This window comes from Candidatus Devosia phytovorans, from assembly GCA_029202405.1.
GTDB lineage: Bacteria > Pseudomonadota > Alphaproteobacteria > Rhizobiales > Devosiaceae > Devosia > Devosia phytovorans.
The window spans coordinates 2,555,538-2,573,454 of record CP119312.1; the positions used below are offsets into that span (position 1 = coordinate 2,555,538).

18 protein-coding genes and 1 riboswitch are annotated in these 17,917 nt (G+C 63.2%); of the genes, 16 read left to right on the top strand and 2 right to left on the bottom strand.

All coding sequences use genetic code 11. The features are described 5' to 3' along the window. Positions 1–12 precede the first annotated feature (12 nt). The 3 genes from P0Y65_12640 (at position 13) to P0Y65_12650 (ending at position 3,396) form a co-directional block, all read left to right on the top strand. On the top strand, positions 13–669 hold the full coding sequence (locus P0Y65_12640; protein ID WEK03050.1) for a ribonuclease HII: 657 nt from the start codon (positions 13–15) through the stop codon (positions 667–669). A gap of 97 nt (positions 670–766) precedes the next feature. Next, entirely contained in the window at positions 767–1,900 is a 1,134-nt protein-coding gene (locus P0Y65_12645; protein WEK03051.1) for a site-specific DNA-methyltransferase, read from the top strand. Between the two features lie 359 nt (positions 1,901–2,259). Next, positions 2,260–3,396 (top strand): GGDEF domain-containing protein, encoded by a 1,137-nt coding sequence (locus P0Y65_12650; GenBank protein ID WEK03052.1) that lies wholly within the window; start codon positions 2,260–2,262, stop codon positions 3,394–3,396. Here P0Y65_12650 and P0Y65_12655 read toward each other — a convergent pair. Continuing rightward, positions 3,393–4,670, bottom strand: a complete 1,278-nt coding sequence (locus P0Y65_12655) for an MFS transporter (protein WEK03053.1) — start codon at positions 4,668–4,670, stop codon at positions 3,393–3,395. The two genes, P0Y65_12650 and P0Y65_12655, sit on opposite strands and share 4 nt — an antisense overlap. A gap of 74 nt (positions 4,671–4,744) precedes the next feature. Here P0Y65_12655 and P0Y65_12660 point away from each other — a divergent pair, with 74 nt between their 5' ends. Further along, entirely contained in the window at positions 4,745–5,302 is a 558-nt protein-coding gene (locus tag P0Y65_12660; protein WEK03054.1) for a TetR/AcrR family transcriptional regulator, read from the top strand. Here the strand turns inward: P0Y65_12660 and mutY are convergent. Then, a complete protein-coding gene (gene mutY / locus P0Y65_12665; protein ID WEK03055.1) occupies positions 5,299–6,351 on the bottom strand; it encodes an A/G-specific adenine glycosylase in 1,053 nt (350 codons plus the stop codon). The two genes, P0Y65_12660 and mutY, sit on opposite strands and share 4 nt — an antisense overlap. A gap of 86 nt (positions 6,352–6,437) precedes the next feature. On the opposite strand from mutY, the gene P0Y65_12670 reads away from it, so the two are divergent. From P0Y65_12670 to gcvH, 12 genes are all read left to right on the top strand, one after another. Then, positions 6,438–6,947, top strand: a complete 510-nt coding sequence (locus tag P0Y65_12670) for a DciA family protein (protein ID WEK03056.1) — start codon at positions 6,438–6,440, stop codon at positions 6,945–6,947. Between the two features lie 117 nt (positions 6,948–7,064). Next, positions 7,065–7,913 carry a thioredoxin domain-containing protein gene (locus tag P0Y65_12675; GenBank protein ID WEK03057.1) on the top strand — a complete coding sequence of 283 codons (849 nt, stop codon included), beginning with the start codon at positions 7,065–7,067 and terminating at the stop codon, positions 7,911–7,913. A 48-nt stretch (positions 7,914–7,961) separates the two neighbouring features. Continuing rightward, positions 7,962–11,417: a chromosome segregation protein SMC gene (smc, locus tag P0Y65_12680; GenBank protein ID WEK03058.1), complete on the top strand. Its 3,456-nt coding sequence runs from the start codon at positions 7,962–7,964 to the stop codon at positions 11,415–11,417. 274 nt (positions 11,418–11,691) lie between these two features. Next, on the top strand, positions 11,692–12,120 hold the full coding sequence (locus P0Y65_12685; protein ID WEK03059.1) for a DUF2384 domain-containing protein: 429 nt from the start codon (positions 11,692–11,694) through the stop codon (positions 12,118–12,120). 3 nt (positions 12,121–12,123) lie between these two features. Beyond that, entirely contained in the window at positions 12,124–12,816 is a 693-nt protein-coding gene (locus P0Y65_12690) for an RES family NAD+ phosphorylase (protein ID WEK03060.1), read from the top strand. A gap of 247 nt (positions 12,817–13,063) precedes the next feature. After that, the gene (locus tag P0Y65_12695) at positions 13,064–13,453 is read left to right on the top strand and encodes an AtpZ/AtpI family protein (GenBank protein WEK03061.1); all 390 of its coding nucleotides are present in this window, start codon (positions 13,064–13,066) and stop codon (positions 13,451–13,453) included. A gap of 21 nt (positions 13,454–13,474) precedes the next feature. Next, complete coding sequence (locus P0Y65_12700) at positions 13,475–14,248, top strand: F0F1 ATP synthase subunit A (protein WEK03062.1); 774 nt, start codon at positions 13,475–13,477, stop codon at positions 14,246–14,248. Positions 14,249–14,316: 68 nt separating this feature from the next. Further along, positions 14,317–14,544, top strand: a complete 228-nt coding sequence (locus tag P0Y65_12705) for a F0F1 ATP synthase subunit C (protein ID WEK03063.1) — start codon at positions 14,317–14,319, stop codon at positions 14,542–14,544. Between the two features lie 104 nt (positions 14,545–14,648). After that, complete coding sequence (locus tag P0Y65_12710; protein WEK03064.1) at positions 14,649–15,308, top strand: ATP F0F1 synthase subunit B; 660 nt, start codon at positions 14,649–14,651, stop codon at positions 15,306–15,308. A 5-nt stretch (positions 15,309–15,313) separates the two neighbouring features. Continuing rightward, entirely contained in the window at positions 15,314–15,802 is a 489-nt protein-coding gene (locus P0Y65_12715; GenBank protein ID WEK03065.1) for an ATP F0F1 synthase subunit B, read from the top strand. Between the two features lie 325 nt (positions 15,803–16,127). Beyond that, positions 16,128–16,215: riboswitch (glycine riboswitch) on the top strand. A 155-nt stretch (positions 16,216–16,370) separates the two neighbouring features. Beyond that, a complete protein-coding gene (gene gcvT, locus P0Y65_12720; GenBank protein ID WEK03066.1) occupies positions 16,371–17,537 on the top strand; it encodes a glycine cleavage system aminomethyltransferase GcvT in 1,167 nt (388 codons plus the stop codon). A gap of 10 nt (positions 17,538–17,547) precedes the next feature. After that, entirely contained in the window at positions 17,548–17,913 is a 366-nt protein-coding gene (gene gcvH, locus P0Y65_12725; protein WEK03067.1) for a glycine cleavage system protein GcvH, read from the top strand. Positions 17,914–17,917 lie beyond the last annotated feature (4 nt).

The following is a 17,917-nucleotide window of genomic DNA, read 5'->3' on the forward strand; positions in this document are numbered from 1 at the left end:
GATGCTGGCGCCATGCTGTTCGATTCGACCACCCAGACCGAGCCTGACTATCGCCATGAGGCCGAACTCAAGGCGCGCGGCGCGCGTGCGGTTGCGGGAGTCGACGAAGCCGGTCGCGGCCCGCTGGCCGGCCCGGTCGTGGTCTCCGCCGTGGTGCTCGACCCATCTGCGATCCCGGCAGGGCTCAATGATTCCAAAAAACTCAGCGAAGAGCAGCGCGAGCTATTGTTCGAACAGGTGATGGCCACGGCACTGGCGGTTTCGGTCGTCGTCGCGCCGCCCTCGATCATTCTCAGCCACAATATTCGCGGCGCGACGCTCTGGGGCATGGCGCGGGCAGCCAACAGCCTGGGCCTCAGGCCTGACCGGGTGCTGATCGACGGCCGCGACGTACCGATGGGCCTGCCCTGCGAGGGCCTCGCCCTGATCGGCGGCGACGGGCGCAGCGTATCGATTGCCGCAGCGTCCATTGTCGCCAAGGTCACGCGTGATCGCATGTGCCGCATCATGGATTGCGACGCGCCGCGTTTCGGTTTTGCGGGGCACAAGGGTTATTCCACAGCCGCCCATATGCGGGCTCTCGTGGAACATGGCCCCTGCCGTCACCACCGCGAGGAATTCGCCCCGGTGCGCGAGGCCTGGGCCAGGATCCGGCTCCAGGTCGCCTGAAATATCAGGTCTTAACCTCCCGATAACCCCTTGCGAACGCTCCATTAACCCTGACGGTCTATAACCGGGTTATTAGTACTGCGTTAGGGTTAAGTGTATGTTGCGTACCGCGCTTACGGCTCCAGAAGCCGCTGCGGAGGAGGCATCCCGCCTCCCGATCGATACCATTCTCGTGGGCGATTGCATCGACCACATGAATGCTTTGCCGGCCGGCTCAGTCGATCTCATTTTTGCCGACCCGCCCTATAATCTGCAACTCGAGCAGGGGCTGACCCGTCCCGACCAAAGCAAGGTCGATGCGGTCAATGACGATTGGGACAAGTTCGACAGCTTTGCCCATTACGACCAGTTCACCCGTGCCTGGCTCAAGGCCGCGCGGCGCGTGCTGAAGCCCGACGGGGCCCTCTGGGTCATCGGCAGCTATCACAATATTTTCCGTGTCGGCACGGCGCTTCAGGATCTCGATTTCTGGATGCTCAATGACGTGATCTGGCGCAAGGCCAATCCGATGCCGAACTTCCGCGGCACGCGCTTCACCAATGCGCATGAAACGCTGATCTGGGCTGCCAGGAGCCAGAAAAGCCGCGTCACCTTCAACTATGAAGCGATGAAGCTGGCCAATGACGATACGCAGATGCGCAGCGACTGGCTGTTCCCCATCTGCACCGGCGCCGAACGCCTCAAGGACGAGGACGACGGCAAGGTGCATCCGACCCAGAAGCCCGAAGCCCTGCTGTTCCGCATCCTCAATGCCACGACCAAGCCGGGCGACATCGTGCTCGACCCGTTCTTCGGCACCGGCACCACCGGCGCCGTTGCCCGCAAGCTCGGTCGCCACTTCATCGGCATCGAGCGCGAGGAGAGCTATATCAATGCCGCCCTCAAGCGCATCTCGGCCATCCGTCCGGGTGTCTTCGAAGCCCTGCAGTCGGTCACGCCCAAGCGCAAAGAGGCCCGCATTCCCTTCGGCTCGCTGATCGAACAGGGCCTTATTGAACCGGGCACGCAACTCTTCGACTTAACGAAACGTTACTCGGCCATGGTTCGTGCAGACGGCTCGCTCGTCTCAGGCACTCATCAGGGCTCCATCCACAAGGTGGGCGCACTGGTTCAGGGGTCTGAGTCATGCAACGGGTGGGTGTTCTGGCATCACGAACAGGATGGTCGCATCGCGGCTATCGACGATCTTCGCACGGGCATCCGTGCAAAACTTGATTTGCTTTCTGCCTGATCCTGACCTCCAATCATTCAGGCTCTTGAACTGGCCACCGGTTTGCCCCGGTGGCCTTTTTGTTTTTAGGTGTGGCCACAAGGATTAAGCAGATCTGGCACCAATGCAGGATGGCGAATCACCAACGCGATCGCAGCAGACGAACGCCATCCCCACTGAAAACAACTTTTCATTTTTGACGTCGTCTCGCTCTATCAATATTGTCGATCCAGCCAGTCTAGACATGGACCGCCTTATTCTTTTCTTGTCTTTGCCATAACCATTACAAACATCACGACACATTTATCGATCCCCTTGGGCCCCGGTTAACTGATGGTCTGGCTATCTGATGGCGGGAACAGGTGCGAGGGGGCCGCGCCATGACTATCGTCGTCGGACTGAATGTCGTCATTGCATTGGTACTGGCGTGTACCGCGGGCATCTGTGCCTGGGCAGGCGTAGTGCTGGGCAAGCGGGCCATGGGCTGGATCGCCCTTTCCCTGCTCTGCGGCAGCGCCCAGACCATCGGGCTGGCCCTTGCATCGGGTACCGAATTCGAGCTTTTTGCGACGGCAGTGCTGGCGCCGGTAGCCTATCTCTGCTGCGCCGAGGGCATCCGTGCGGTTGATCCCAAACCGGCAGGGCGTCCACCTTTCGTCACAAGCCTGGTCCTTGCCCTGGCGCTGGCAAGTGCGCTGGCTGTCACCGCCGAAGCGCCCTTCATGGTCATCTCGTTGCTGAGCAGGCTGGCCGGGTCCATCGCCGCTGCCCAGGCGGCGCTATGGATGATTGCCCAGATGCGGCGCAACTGGATCGATCTCACCATCGTCGGTGGCCTGATCGCCCTTGCCGGCCTGAGCGCGGCGCGTGTTCCGCTGCTGCTGTTCTATCACGGGCCGACCATCACCCTCCTCGAGTTCCGGCAGTCCGGGATCGAGACTTTGCTGCTCGGCGTGTCGGGACTTCTGGTGCCGCCGCTGATCCTGCTGCTGGTGGCGCGTACGGTCGGGGATACGCTGGCCGATTTCCGCGTCAAATCGGAACGCGACAGCCTGACCGGCCTGCTCAATCGCCGAGCTTTCGACAGTGCCATTGGCGGGATGAAGGACGGTGGCTCGCTGATCTTTTGCGATATCGATCACTTCAAGCAGGTCAATGACCGCTTCGGCCATCGATCAGGCGATGATGTCATCTGCGCACTTGCCAATGTCCTGGTGGTGACTGGCTATCCGGCTGGTCGCCTCGGTGGCGAGGAATTCGTGCTCTTTGCGCCCCGATACACTGCGGAGGAGGCCGTGGACCTGGCCGAGATGATCCGCATGCAGATCGAGGAGATGAACCTGCCGGGGCTGCCGTCGAGCTTTCATATCAGCGCCAGTTTCGGCGTCGCTGAAGTTCTGCCCGGCGCGGAACCGGCCTCGCAGTTCGCCCCGGCCGACGAGGCGCTCTACCGGGCCAAGCGCGCCGGACGAAACTGTGTCGCCCAGGCGCTTCCTGAACCATTGGTGGCGGCCTAGGCCTTGTCCATGGCCCTGATGGTTGGGGACAGGAGGCCAAGCAGGCAGATCACGCCGCTGGCCAGCCCCATGACCACGAACAGCCAGCGCACGCCGATTATTTCGCCAAGCGGCGTCGCAATGGCGAGGCCAATGGGCGCCGCCAGGGCCATGATCGTCGTCAGCAGCGACAGCACCCTGCCCTGAAGATGATTGGGCACACGCGTCTGGATCAGCGTCATCAGCGGCGCATTGCCCATGATATAGGTGATGGAGCTGACCGCCCACCAGAAGACCGCGGCCCAGAACAGCTCGCCCGGCACCAGCGCGGTGAAGGCCAGCGTCAGGCTTGAGATACCAAAGCCCAGTACGATCCACAGCACGAGTTTCTTTGGCGCGATGGCCGCGACCAGCAGGCCACCGGCAATCATGCCCGCACCGCTGAAGCCCTCGATCAGCGCCACCTGCGGCGCGGCGCCATGGAAATGTTCCTTGACCAGCAGGGGCACCAGCGTGAAGGCAGGCATGATGACCATGACCACAACGGTCAGCAGGCCATAGATGCGGCGCAGTCCACCATTGTGCCAGACCACCGAGGCGCCCTCGCGGAATTCCTGCCAGATTCCAGGGCGCTGGTCCTTGGCCAGGAACACCTGCGGAATGTGGAAGATCAGCAGCGGCACGATACCGAGCAGCGCCGTGAAGACGTCGATGCTCAGGGCCCAGCCGAGTGGCATGATGGAGATGGCCAGCGCGCCAAGCGGCGCCGCAGCGACAGTCATGATGCCGATCAGGGTCTGGTTCAACCCTGCCGCGCGGGGCAGGAAACTCTGCGGCACCAGCATGGCGGTACTGGCGGCAGAAGCCGGTCCTTGGAAGGCCTGCATGGAACTGCGGATGGCCATCATCACATAGAGATGCCAGAGCTCGACGCTGTCGGTAAGAAAGAGCGCGATCAGCACGCTCATGCAGAGGGCGCTGATGACATCGGCGATGATCATGATGAGGCGCCGGTTGTAGCGATCGGCAAAGGTGCCGCCCAGCGGCCCCAGCAGCGCCTGCGGCAGCAGCGCGACAAGGCCCGCCGTCGCCAGCGCGGAGATGCTGCCGGTCGTGTCGGTGATCCACCAGAGCAAAACGAATTGCGTCAGCGCCGAGCCTATCATCGACGATGCCTGGCCACCAAAGATCAGCCAGTAGCGCAATTGCCAGCCCGGACCGGGGTCGGCATGGACCACGGGCGCGTGGAGAATGTCGTCACTGGATGATAGGGGTGGCAACACGGCGGCAGACATTGCAATTGCTCTTTCAAAGAAACCTACCGTCCGGTATCTTATTTCGAAATTCGAGTCCAGCGCATGAGTTCGCCATGACCAGCAATGCCTATATGCGCAAGAAGCAGCCCGATGCGGTCAAGCGCGCCCTGCTCGATGCAGCGGTCCGCATCGCCACCGAACAAGGCGTTCAGGGCGTGACTGTGCAGGCCGTGGCGACAGCGGCGGGCGTCACCAAAGGCGGGCTGTTTCACCACTTCCCCAACAAGCAGGCGCTGATCGACGGGGTCTATCTCGACCTGATCGAAAAGATGGATGCCGAGATCGACGAGCATATGGCGGACGATCTCGAGGCCAAGGGGCGGTTTACCCGCGCCTATGTCGAGACCATGCTGAGCGGATCCGATTTCGGTGCCAATTCGCCCTGGGTGGCCCTGTCGGTCACCATGCTGGCCGATCCGGGCAACAACCTGGCCTTCCTCGAATGGCTTGACGGCCGGCTCGAGCGTCATCGTGAAACCGATGCCAATCCCACCCTCGAAATCGTCCGCTTCGCCGCCGACGGCGCCTGGTTCACCTATATCGATAAGGCACCCGACCCGGTAAGGCTGGAAGAATTGCGGGACCGGCTGATTGCTATGACGCGCAGTTAGTCCAGCCCTGCTTCAGCCAGCACCTTGCGAAACAGCGTCGGCAGCGCCTCGCCCTTGAGCGCACGCCTCTCGGCCCACCAGCCGCTGTCGAGGCTGTCGCCGGAGACTTCCGCCGACCACACTTCCAGTTCCAGCCGGAAGTGGGTGAAGACATGGACGACCTGGCCACGGTGTTTCCACTCCCCCGTGAGCGGATAGTTGACCGCCGGCAGGGTCGCGGCCCAGTCCGAGCCGGGCACTTCGGTCATGCCACCGAGCAGGCCCTTGGTGGGTCGGCTCTGCAGATAGACATCGCCATCGCGGTCCAGCATCACATAGGCATGGCCCTTGCGTGTCGGACGCTCCGCCTTGATCGGCTTGACCGGATAGATGGTCGGATCACCCGCTTTCGTCGCGACGCAGCCGGGCTGGATCGGACAGAGCATGCAGACGGCCGTGCGCGGCGCGCAGATCGTGGCACCAAGGTCCATCATGGCCTGGGCAAAATCCCCTGCCCGCTTTGGCACCGAGGCCTGCAGCGCCGCCCGCAGCTCATCCTTGGCCTCACGCACCGGTACGGGCAGCGCATAAAATCGCGCTAGCACCCGATCGAGATTGCCGTCGAGCACGGCGATCCGTTCGTCAAAGCAGATCGCAGCAATGGCGGCACTGGTATAGGCGCCAACGCCCGGCAGGGTCTGCAGGCCCTCGGACGTCTCGGGAAACACGCCGCCATGCTGATCGACCACCGCCTGGGCGCAGGCGTGCAGGTTTCGTGCGCGCGCATAATAGCCCAGCCCGGCCCATTCCTTGAGCACGCTATCGAGCGGCGCCGCGGCCAAGTCGAAAACGGTCGGCCACAAGCTGGTAAAGCGCAGGAAGTAGTTCTTCACGGCGGCAACCGTCGTCTGTTGCAACATGACCTCGCTCAGCCAGACCCGATAGGGATCCGGGGTCTTGCCCTTGGCTCGATCCGCCGGCGCGACGCGCCACGGCAGGTCGCGGGCATGGCGATCATACCAGACAAGCACAGCCGGCGCGTCGATGGGAGCGGGATTGGGGAGATGCATGATTACCGGATATAGCCAGCGGCGCCTGGTCCACAAGTGGCGCGTCGCTCTTGTGAACACACACCCAATGGCGTTACTCCCTTGGCATGGCCAAGGACGACCTGCCCGAACAGAAACGCCGCAATCGGACGATGAATATCGCCGATGTGCTGAGTGGTGCGCTCGACCCGGTGCTGAAGAAACGCGGCTTCGCCAGCCGGGACATCATCACCCATTGGGCGGTAATGGCGCCCGAGCCCTATGGCACGGTTGCCATTCCCGACAAGCTGAGCTGGCCGCGCGGCGAGCGCAGCGAAGAGGGGGCCACGCTGGTGCTGCGCTGCATTCCTGGCCACGCGCTGGCCATCGCCCATGACGGTCCCAGGATCGCCGCAGCCGTGAACCGCTATTTCGGCTTCCTGCTGGTCGGCACTGTCCGGCTGTCGCCAGAAGCGTTCACGCCGGGTTCAGGCGACAAGGGCCACAAAGTCGTGCAACCGAGCCCAAGTGTCGTGGCCAAGGTCGGAGCGGCAGTGGATGGCATTGAAGACGAGGGATTGCGGGAGGCGCTACGAACCCTTGGTCATGCCTTGTCCAGCAAGACGGGCAGCAAATAGGCCCGGGACTTGTGCGACAATGCAACCGGAGTGTTCACCGTAGGTTGATGAATGTGCCCACTTGCCCACACAATTACCCCGTGTAGTGTCGCGCACATCAAAACAGGAGCGTTAGCCGTGAAATTTACCCGTCGTGACACCCTTATTCTGGGCACTGCCGCATCGGCTCTGACCCTTTGCGGGGTTGCCAGTGCCAGTGCTGCTGATGGCGACACGATCGATGTTGCCAAGCTGATGGCTCCGGCCGGCGGTTTCGTCGATCACGCCCAGGGCAGCGATGACGCGCCCGTCACCGTGATCGAATATGCATCGCCCACCTGCCCGCATTGCGCGGACTTTTCCAACAATGTGAAACCCGACTTTGTTGCCCAGTATGTCGATACGGGCAAGGTGAAGCTGATCACCCGTCCCTTCGTGCGCAATGTGCTCGACGCTGCCGTGTTCATGCTGGCCGAAGCTTCGGGCCCGACCAACTACCACAATGTGGTCTCGACCTACTTCAAGACGCAGAACACCTGGGCCGCCTCGCAGACCCCGCGCGACGAGATTCTCAACATTGCCAAGCAGCTTGGCTTTACCCAGGAAACCTTCGACGCCGCATTGACGAATCAGGCGCTGTTCACCGGGATGGAAGCCGTGCGCGAACAGGCGCTCAGCGAATTCGGTCTCACGGGCACCCCGACCTTCTATGTCAACGGCAAGACACTCACCGGCGACAAGACCCTCGAGCAGCTCGCAGCTGAAATCGATCCCCTTGTTCCTGCCGATTTCGTGGCCAGCGAGCCCGCCGCCGCAGCGCCAGCTGCCGAGGCACCTGCAGCCGTCGAGCCCGCCACCGAAGCCGCACCCGCTGCAGGTGGCGACGCCACGCCAGCCGACCCGGCCGTCGCTCCGCCCGCAGGTGGCGCTATGGCTCCAGCCGACCCGGCCGGTGACGCAATGGCCCCGGCTACCCCTGCGCAGTAATATCGTCGTCTCCAATCCTCCCTCTCCCCCACACGGGGAGAGGGACCGGTGAAATTCTCCCGCCTCAAGCTGCACGGCTTCAAAAGCTTTTCCGACGAGATGACCCTCGTCATGGAACCGGGCCTCACCGGCATTGTCGGGCCCAATGGCTGCGGGAAATCCAACCTTGTCGAAGCCATGCGCTGGGTGATGGGCGAAAGCTCCTACAAGGCTATGCGCGCCTCGGGCATGGATGACGTGATTTTCTCGGGCTCCGGCAATCGCCCGGCCCGCAATTCGGCCGAAGTCACCCTCGTCCTCGACAATGCCGACCGCACCGCCCCGGCTGCCCTCAACACTTCGGATATCCTCGAGGTCACTCGTCGCATCGAGCGCGAACAGGGTTCGGTCTATCGCGTCAATGGCAAGGAAGTGCGCGCCCGTGACGTGCAGCTGCTGTTTGCCGACGCCTCCACCGGTGCCCATTCGCCCGCCATGGTGCGCCAAGGCCAGATCGGCGAGTTGATCGCCGCCAAGCCGACCGCGCGCCGAGCCCTTCTCGAAGAAGCCGCCGGCATTTCGGGTCTCCATTCCCGCCGCCACGAGGCCGAACTGCGGCTGCGCGCCGCCGAGGCCAATCTCGAACGTGTCGACGACATCATCGCCCAGGTCGAGACCCAGCTCGAAACCCTCAAGCGCCAGGCGCGCCTTGCCACCCGCTATCGCTCGCTTTCCGGCGACATCCGTCGCGCCGAGGCGACGCTGTTCCACATCCGCTGGGTCGCCGCCCGCTTCGCCGAAAAGGAAGCCGAAGCCAGCCAGGCCGTGCTGATCCGCCAGCTGGCCGACGCCACCCATCTCGAATTTGTGGCACAGAAAAAGCTCGAAGCGGGCGAAGCCGCCGTCCAGCCGCTGCGCGACCGCGAGGCGGTGACCGGCGCCGTGCTGCAGCGCTATACAATCCTCGCCGAACAGTTGGCCGAGGAATCCCGCCGCGCCGGCCAACGTCGGGCCGAACTGGAAGACCGCATCCGCCAGCTTGCCGCCGACGGCACGCGCGAACGCGAACTGGTGACCGAGGCGGAAGCAACCCTTGCCGCCTATCTTGACGAGCATACTGTGCTGGCAGAGGAATCCGAGGCCGCGCAGGATGAATTCGACCTTGCACGCAACGAAGCCGACGCAGCGCGCAGTGCCGTGGCGAGTGCCGAAGTCGCGGCCCGCGCTGCCGCCGATACCCTGGCGCAGGTGCGGGCGCGGCGCAGCGAGGCCATGCGCACCGCCCAAGATGCCGCCCAGCGCATCAATCGCCTGACCCAGCAGATGAGCGATGTCGAGGCTGAAGCGCGCGACGTGACCGCAAGGCTCGATGCGGACGAAACGCTGAGCCTCAAGCGCGCGGCCCTCGGCGAAGCGCAGGAAGCCGCCAGCATTGCCGAAGAGAGCGCGCTCGAAGCCGAAGAAGCGGCAACCGTGGCCCAAGAAATGCTCGACGGTGCCCGGCCGCGCCTCGCCGAAATCGACGCAGCGCTCAATCGACTCGAGGCCGAGGCGGCGACCCTGGGCAAGATGCTCAATGTCGGCGCCAGCCTCTGGCCGGCCATTGTCGACGAGCTCAAGGTGGCCCCCGGTTATGAAACCGCGCTGGGCGCCGCTTTGGGCGACGATCTCGACGCCAGCTCCGATGCGGGTGCGCCGATGCATTGGTCGGTACCGGTCGATCACAGCGACGACGCCGCCCTGCCCCAGGCTGCCGAACCGCTTTCCCGCTATGTTACCGGCAGTCCGCTGCTCAAACGCCGGCTCGACCAGATCGGCCTCATCCATGCCGCCGATGGCCCGGGCCTCATGCATGCGCTCAAGCCCGGCCAGCGCCTCGTCACCCTCGACGGCGCCCTCTGGCGCTGGGACGGTTTCATTGCCGCGGCCGATGCACCCAGTGCTGCCGCGCAGCGCCTCGCCCAGCGCAATCGCCTCGCTGATCTCGACGAGGAAATCGCCCGCTCCAAGGGTGAGCGCAATGCGCAAAAGCGCGATGTCGACGCGCTGGCCGCGGCGCTCGAAACCGCAAGGCAGCACGAGCGCCATCGCCGCGATGCCTGGCGCACGGCGCAGCATGCCATCGGTGGTGCCCAGGCCGAGGTCGACACGGCGCAGCGCGCCATCGGCGATCTCACCACGCGCCAGTCGGCGCTCGAAGAAGCCCGCGCGCGCCTCACCACCAGCCTTGCCGAAGCCGATGCCGCCCGCAGCGAAGCCGAAGAGGCTTTGGTCGATGCCGGCACCGAGGACGATGCCGCCGTGCTTGCCGAATCCAGCCAGCTCACGCTGACCACGGCGCGCGACAAGGCCGACCAGGCCCGGTTGCGCTCAAGCAATTTCGAGACCGCTGCGCGCATGCGCTCCAGCCGGCTCGACCAGCTCAGCCGCGATAGCCAGAGCTGGCAGCGCCGCCGCGATGGCGCCATGGCGCAGCTGGCAACGCTCGACGAGCGTAGCGCCGAAGTAGCCGCCCAGCTCGACAGCGTCAACGAAACGCCCGACGGCTTTGCCGCCCGGCGTGCCCAGCTCGAAGACCAGATCGAACAGGCGAAAATCGACCATCAGGCCGCGAGCGACAGCCTTTCCGTCGCCCAGACTTCCTGGCGCGATGCCGATCGGGCCCTCAAGACCGCCAGCGATGCGCTTGCCAATGCGCGCATCGAGCTGACCCGCATTGAGGAACGCGCCAAGGGTTTCATCGCCACGCGCCAGCAGATCGAACGCCAGGTCGAGGAAACGCTCGGCATCCCGGCCAGCAAGACGCTGGAAGCCTCGGGCATTCGCGCCGAGGAGGCCTTACCCGCCGAAAGCGCCACCGAACAGAAGGTCGATCGCCTCAAGGCCGAGCGCGAGCGTCTCGGCGGGGTCAATCTTTCCGCCGAAAAGGAAGCCGTCGAAGTCCAAGAAAAGCTGGACCTGATGGTCAATGACAAGAACGACCTGATCGAGGCTATCGCCAAGCTGCGCACCGGCATCGCCTCGCTCAATCGCGAAGGGCGCCTGCGCCTCAACGAGGCCTTCGGCAAGGTCAACGCGCATTTCCAGGAGCTGTTCACAACGCTTTTTGGCGGCGGCACGGCCGAGCTTAGCTTCGTCGAAAGCGACGATCCGCTCGAAGCAGGCCTCGAAATCATCGCCCGCCCGCCCGGCAAGAAGCCGCAGACCATGACATTGCTCTCGGGCGGCGAACAGGCGCTGACCGCCATGAGCCTGATCTTTGCCGTCTTCCTCACCAATCCGGCGCCGATCTGCGTGCTCGACGAGGTCGATGCACCGCTCGATGACGCCAATGTCGAGCGCTTCTGCAATTTGCTGGATTCCATGCGCCAGCGCACCAATACGCGCTTCATGGTCATCACCCACAATCCGATCACCATGAGCCGCGTCGATCGCCTGTTCGGCGTCACCATGGCCGAACGCGGCGTGTCGCAACTCGTGTCGGTAGACCTCACCACCGCCGAAAGCTTCCGCGAAGCCGGTTAGGCTTCGCTCCGCTCTATCACCTCACCTTCCACACACTCGATGTCATCCCGGCCTTGCGCCGGGACGCATCCCGAGATCGAGCCGCCGCCACAAGGTCGGGGTACTGGGCACAACGACCTTGCGGCTGGACAGGCATCTCAAGATGGCCCCCGGCTCAAGGCCGGGATGACACCGTGGGTGGGGCACGTTGGTGTGTAAGAACCCCAATCTCTTGATTTCTGGACTTTCTCCACCATTTGATATATAAATACTACATCATTTGATGGAACACCTCATGTCCACCCTCGCCCATGCCGAAGCAGATGTTGCCGAACGCCAGGATTTTTCTCGCGATGCGGACCGGGCGCGGCTGTCGAAAGTGGCGCTGAAGGCCTATCGACGGTTGGTGGAACAATGGGGCCTGACCGGGCTACAGGCCGCCGCACTGCTCGATGTCTCGACCAGCACCTGGGAGCGATTGAAGCAGGATGGCAAGGACAAGGCGCTGAGCCAGGACCAGATGACCCGCATTTCGGCGCTGATCGGGGTCTACAAGGGCCTGCATCTGCTCTTTGCCGATGACATGGCCGATCGCTGGCCGGGCCTCGAAAACCGGGGGCCGCTGTTTGCCCGCCAGACGCCGATCGACTCCATGATCCGCGGCGGCATTCCGCAAATGCTCGATGTCCGCCGCTATGTGGATGCCGTGCGCGGGGGACTGTAGCCCTTGCAGCTCCACGGTCTCACCGTTTCGACGGAAGCCTTTCCGCGCACCATTCGCCTCGTCACCACGGCCCGCCTGCGCGCCTCGGTGCTGGCGCCGCTTGTCGACAATGACGAAGAGCTGGCCCTTCTGGGCGAGATCGAGGGTGCAACCTCGGCGCGGCTAATGGCCGAACAGCGCGGCATTTCCGGGCTCGCTGCCAATGAGCTGGTCTATGACGTGCCCCATGCCCGCTTCATCAATGCCAGCTTCGCCTATTCCAGACCGTTGCAGCCCAATCGCTTCAACGGCGCCAATCGCGGCGCCTGGTATGCGGCGCTTGCCGTCGAGACCTGCCTCGCCGAAGTCGGCTATCACCTGACCCGCATGCTCGCCGATGCCGGCGATTTTTCCGCGACGGTCGAATATGCCGAAATGTTCTGCAGCCTCGCCGGCGACTTTCTGGACCTGCGCCCGACGCCCGGCCATCCAGCCCTGGGTGCCGATACGGCCCTTGCTTACCCCGTCGGCAATGCCCTGGCCGATCAGGCTCGCGCCGAAGGGCTCAATGGAATCATTTATCCTTCAGTCCGGCATCAAGGTGGCACCTGCCTTGCTGCATTGCGGCCCGCTGCTGTCCAGTCGGTGCGGCAGGGAGCAGTCTATCGCATGGTGTGGAACGGTCAGCCGGAGCCGAAGGTGGACGGGCCAATCTGAAAAGTGGGTTTCAGTGGCGTCTTACCCCCTACTGCACCCCAGAATCCCCCCGCCTTTGCCTTGACTTGACCACGATTAGTTGTGGACAGCATGCCGCACCCCCATCACGTCGTGAATTTGCGATAATAATCAATGATTTACGCGGCTTAAGGTTATCTTGACACTGCCAGACCCCACCACTATGTTGCGCGCGACTTAAAAGGCGTCCGGGGAATCTCGGAGAAAGCTGGCCGGGGGGAGCGCGCGGATGTCGAAACCGCAAGATACCGAAGGCAGGCCGGATAGCGCCAGGGGAGTGACGCAGGATCTCGCATCCCGTATTGCTTCTGCCAAGCGGGATCGTCTGATCGAGGAGCGCAAAGCCTCGCCGGACAATTCCGAAGCGATGGCCGGTTATGCGCGCGGTATGCGCATTGCCACCGAGTTCATCGCTGCGATCGTCGTAGGGTGCATTCTTGGCTACCTCGTCGATCTTGGCCTGGGGTCCAGCCCCTGGGGTCTGCTCATCGGCATGCTGATGGGCTTTGCTGCTGGAATACTGAATGTTACCCGTGTGGTGACGCAAATGAATGCCGCTTCGCCTCCCCCGACCGGGTCCGATAAGGATAAGGTCGTGGCAGACGAGAATGACAAATGAAGACGCTTAGAGGGCTCCATCTTGGCCGGTACTGACCCGATCCACCAGTTTGTCATTCAGGACATCATCCCGATCTATGCCGGTGGCGACGGCGCTGCCGATCACGGCATGAATTTCTCCTTCACCAACTCGTCGCTCTTCATGGTGCTGACGGTTGCGGCGATCACGACATTTGTCGTGTCGGCGTCGATGAAGAAGTCGCTGGTGCCATCCCGCTTCCAGCTGGCGGGTGAGCTGCTCTATGAATTCGTGGCCAACATGCTGCGCAGTTCGGCGGGCAAGGAAGGCATGAAGTTCTTCCCCTTCGTCTTCTCGCTCTTCACCTTCGTGCTGTTTGCCAACCTGTTTGGCATGATCCCCTATTTCTTCACCGTCACCAGCCACATCATCGTCACCGTGGCGCTGGCCGTGCTCGTGATGGCTGTGGTGATCGGCTATGGCTTCTTCCGCCATGGCTTCAAGTTCCTCAAACTCTTCGTTCCTGCGGGCGTCCCGGCCTATGTGCTGCCCATCGTGGTGCCGATCGAAATCATTTCGTTCCTGTCGCGCCCGATCAGCCTGTCGGTTCGTCTGTTCGGCAATATTCTTGCCGGCCACATCACTCTCAAGGTCTTCGCCGGTTTCGTGGTGAGCCTTGGTACGCTCGGTGCTCTCGGTTGGCTCGGCGCCCTGCTGCCGCTGCTGATGACCGTTGCCCTGACGGCCCTCGAATTCCTCGTCGCAGCAGTGCAGGCCTATGTGTTCGCAGTGCTGACGTCGATGTATCTCAACGACGCGGTTCACCCATCTCACTAAGACGTTGAGTCCACTCCTCGGCGGGTCCCGCCGGAAACAAACGACCTACCCTCGAAAGGACTACAAAAATGGAAGCTGAAGCCGCAAAGTTCATCGGCGCTGGTATCGCAACTCTCGGCATGGCCGGTGCTGCTCTTGGCGTGTCCAACATCTTCTCGAACTTCCTGTCGGGCGCCCTGCGCAACCCGTCGGCTGCTCCGAGCCAGACCGGTAACCTGATTTTCGGTATGGCCATGACCGAAGCTCTGGGCATCTTCTCGTTCCTGGTTGCCCTGATCCTGCTGTTCGTCGCCTAATTCAGGCCGAGGACTGCACGCCTTTCGCAGCCGGGGCCAACCCGGCTGCGCTCTATCGTCCGGCCCTCCTGGCCGGTTGAACGGAATTTACGGGACCGCACCTGATGGTAACGCAAGCCTTCGCGCAAGAAGCTGCCCCGGCGGAGACGCCGACCGAGGAAAACCTCGACCACGCTGTCGACGCTACCCATGGTGAACCCGTCGAGGGTGCCACCGGTCACGACGCGACCGCCGACACCCATGCCACCACCGAAGCCCATGGCGGCGGACATTCCGATGTCTTCCCGCCCTTCGATCCGGCGACATTTCCTTCGCAGCTGCTCTGGCTGGCGCTCAGCTTTGCGGCGCTCTACCTGCTGATGAGCAAGCTGGCCCTGCCCCGCGTCGGCTCGATCCTGGCCGACCGCAAGGCGCGCATCGATGGCGACATCGCTGCTGCCGAGGCTGACCAGAAAAAGACCGATGCTGCCATTGCCGCCTATGAGGCAGCGCTGGCTGAAGCCAAGGCCAAGGCCCAGGGCATTGCTGCCGAGACCAATGCAGCGATCCAGGCTGATCTGACCAGCAAGCGCAAGGCGGTCGAGACCGATCTTGCGACCAAGGTCACTGCAGCCGAAGAGCGCATTGCCGCGACCAAGACGCAGGCCATGACCCAGGTCGATGCCATTGCTGCCGAAACCGCGCAGACCGTCGTCACCCAGTTGATCGGTGACATTCCGACCGACGGCGTCAAGGCCGCCGTGGCCAAGGCCAGCAAGGAGTAAGCGCTATGCCCGAGTTCATGGACAATAGTTTCTGGGCCACCGTCGGCCTCGTGCTCTTCCTGGCCCTCGTCACCTATTTTGGCGTGCCGCGCGTCATCGGCAACATGCTCGACAAGCGCATCAAGCAGATTTCGGACGAGCTCGACGCGGCCAAGAAGCTGCGCGAAGACGCCGCTGCCCTGCTGGTCGAATATGAGCAGAAGCGCGTTGCTGCCGAGAGCGAAGCCGAAAGCATCATCGCCAATGCCAAGGAAGAGGCCGAGCGCCTCACCGCCCACGCCCAGGCCTCTCTGGCTGACCTCGTCGCCCGCCGCACCAAGGCCGTGGAAGACAAGATCGCCCAGGCTGAAGCCCAAGCCATTGCCGAAGTGCGCTCGCGCTCGGCCGATGTCGCCATCGAGGCAGCCCGGATCGTCCTCACCGACGAAATGAGCAAGAAAGGCGGCACCGTCGTCGACAAGGCCATCGCCGACGTCGGCAACCGGCTGAACTGAGTTTTTCTGCGATTGAAGTATCAAAAGCGGGCCGCAAGGCCCGCTTTTTGTTTATGGGCTTTAGTTGGAGCTCAGATACCTCCACACCCACGGTGTCACCCCGGCCTTGAGCCGGGGCCCATCCCGAGATTGGCCCTCAGCCGCAAGGTCTCGTTGAGTCACCTTGCGGGAGCGGATAGTTCTCGAGATGGATCCCGGCTCAAGGCCGGGATGACACCGCGTATGTGTTGGGCGCAGTAGAGAGGCCCGCCCAAAAAACCACCACACTTTCCCTGTGCCCAATTCCGCATCGGCGTTGACCTCCGCCCCAATCTCCACCATGGTGCCGAGGACTGCGGGAGAGACTGGATTTCTTCAGCGCCGAAGGAGCAACCGCCCCGGAAACTCTCAGGCAAACGGACCGCAGTCAGGTCAAAAACTCTGGAAAGCGGATCGGTCATTCCGATCCCACCGAAGGAGCAACCGGCGCTCAGCCGGGAAATCTCTCAGGGCAAGGACAGAGGGGGCACGGAATTCCGCCGCAAGGCGGATAGCGACGTGCCGTCCTGTTCATATCCGGAGAGTTGCCTTGGCCGAAACCTCGCCCCAAGACCTCAAGACCACCCCGCTTTACCAGCGGCATCTCGACGCCAGCGGCCGCATGGTGCCCTTCGGCGGCTATTCGCTCCCGGTGCAATACCCGTCCGGCATCATGACCGAGCACAAATGGACCCGCGAACATGCCGGCCTGTTTGACGTCAGCCACATGGGCCCGAGCTTTCTCGAGCTTACCAATCCGAGCGGCGATGCCGAAGCCGATCACGCCGCCATATCAGCAATCATCGAGCCATTGATCTGCGGCGACATTGCCGGCCTGAAACCCGGCCAGATCCGCTACACGCTGCTGCTCAACAACACCGGTGGCGCCATCGACGACCTGATGGTCGCCCGCTCCCGCACAGCCGGCACGCTCTATATCGTGGTCAATGCCGGCACCAAGGATGGCGACTTCGCCCGCATCGAAGCTGCTGCCGGCGACAGGGCGCGCCTGATCCGCGCCGACGGCGACAACGCCCTGCTGGCCCTCCAGGGTCCCGAGGCCGTTGTCGTGATGACGACGATCGCGCCCGGCGCCGAAGACCTCGGCTTCATGCAATATGCAGTCTTCGATTTTGCCGGCCAACAGATCACCGTCGCCCGCTCCGGCTATACCGGCGAAGACGGTTTCGAGATCCTCGTGCCCAATGTCATCGCCAGCCAATTCTGGGATGCCCTGCTGGCCGATGAACGCGTCAAGCCGATCGGTCTGGGCGCCCGCGACAGTCTTCGCCTTGAGGCTGGTCTCCCCCTCTATGGTCACGACCTCGACGAGAGTGTTTCGCCCATCGAGGCCGGTCTCGGCTTTGCCGTTTCCAAGCGGCGCCGCGAAGCCGCCGATTTCCCGGGTGCGGCCCGCATCCTGCAAGAAGTCGTCGAGCATGCTGCAAGGGTGCGCGTCGGCCTGATCGTCGACGGCGCACCGGCCCGTGAAGGCGCCGAAATCCTCGATGCTTCAGGCACTTCCATCGGCGTCGTCACCAGCGGCGGCTTCGCACCCTCGCTGGGCAAGGCCATCGCCCTCGGCTTCGTCCCGCCAGCCCATGCCGAGGTCGGCAGCCAGCTCCAGGTCTCCGTCCGCGGTCGCCCCCAGCCGGCCGAGGTCGTGCCCACGCCCTTCGTTCCCCATCGTTATTTCCGCAAGCCCAAAGCCAGTTGAGAGGCCAGCCATGACCACCAAGTTCACCCCGGACCACGAATATATCCGCGTCGAGGGTTCGACCGGCATTGTCGGCATCACCCCCTATGCGCAGGAAGCGCTCGGCGACATCGTCTTTGTCGAACTACCCGCCATCGGCAAGGTTCTGAAGAAAGGCGAAGAGGCTGCCGTCGTGGAATCGGTCAAGGCCGCCTCGGAAATCTACGCGCCCGTCTCGGGCACCGTCACCGAAGTCAATGAAGAGCTCACTGGCAATCCGGGCCTCATCAACGCCGACCCGGAAGCCACCGGCTGGATCTACAAGATCGCCATTGCTGACGCCGGCGAAATCGACGGCCTCCTTGATTCCGACGCCTATGCCGAGCTGACCCTCTAAGAGT

Coding starts and splice junctions, on each gene's coding strand:
- gcvH (WEK03067.1), top strand. CDS start 17,548: ATGACCACCAAGTTCACCCCGGACCACGAATATATCCGCGTCGAGGGT.
- P0Y65_12685 (WEK03059.1), top strand. CDS start 11,692: ATGTCCACCCTCGCCCATGCCGAAGCAGATGTTGCCGAACGCCAGGAT.
- P0Y65_12710 (WEK03064.1), top strand. CDS start 14,649: ATGGTAACGCAAGCCTTCGCGCAAGAAGCTGCCCCGGCGGAGACGCCG.
- P0Y65_12655 (WEK03053.1), bottom strand. CDS start 4,670: ATGTCTGCCGCCGTGTTGCCACCCCTATCATCCAGTGACGACATTCTC.
- P0Y65_12695 (WEK03061.1), top strand. CDS start 13,064: ATGTCGAAACCGCAAGATACCGAAGGCAGGCCGGATAGCGCCAGGGGA.
- P0Y65_12645 (WEK03051.1), top strand. CDS start 767: ATGTTGCGTACCGCGCTTACGGCTCCAGAAGCCGCTGCGGAGGAGGCA.
- P0Y65_12670 (WEK03056.1), top strand. CDS start 6,438: ATGGCCAAGGACGACCTGCCCGAACAGAAACGCCGCAATCGGACGATG.
- P0Y65_12715 (WEK03065.1), top strand. CDS start 15,314: ATGCCCGAGTTCATGGACAATAGTTTCTGGGCCACCGTCGGCCTCGTG.
- P0Y65_12660 (WEK03054.1), top strand. CDS start 4,745: ATGACCAGCAATGCCTATATGCGCAAGAAGCAGCCCGATGCGGTCAAG.
- P0Y65_12650 (WEK03052.1), top strand. CDS start 2,260: ATGACTATCGTCGTCGGACTGAATGTCGTCATTGCATTGGTACTGGCG.
- mutY (WEK03055.1), bottom strand. CDS start 6,351: ATGCATCTCCCCAATCCCGCTCCCATCGACGCGCCGGCTGTGCTTGTC.
- P0Y65_12705 (WEK03063.1), top strand. CDS start 14,317: ATGGAAGCTGAAGCCGCAAAGTTCATCGGCGCTGGTATCGCAACTCTC.
- P0Y65_12640 (WEK03050.1), top strand. CDS start 13: ATGCTGTTCGATTCGACCACCCAGACCGAGCCTGACTATCGCCATGAG.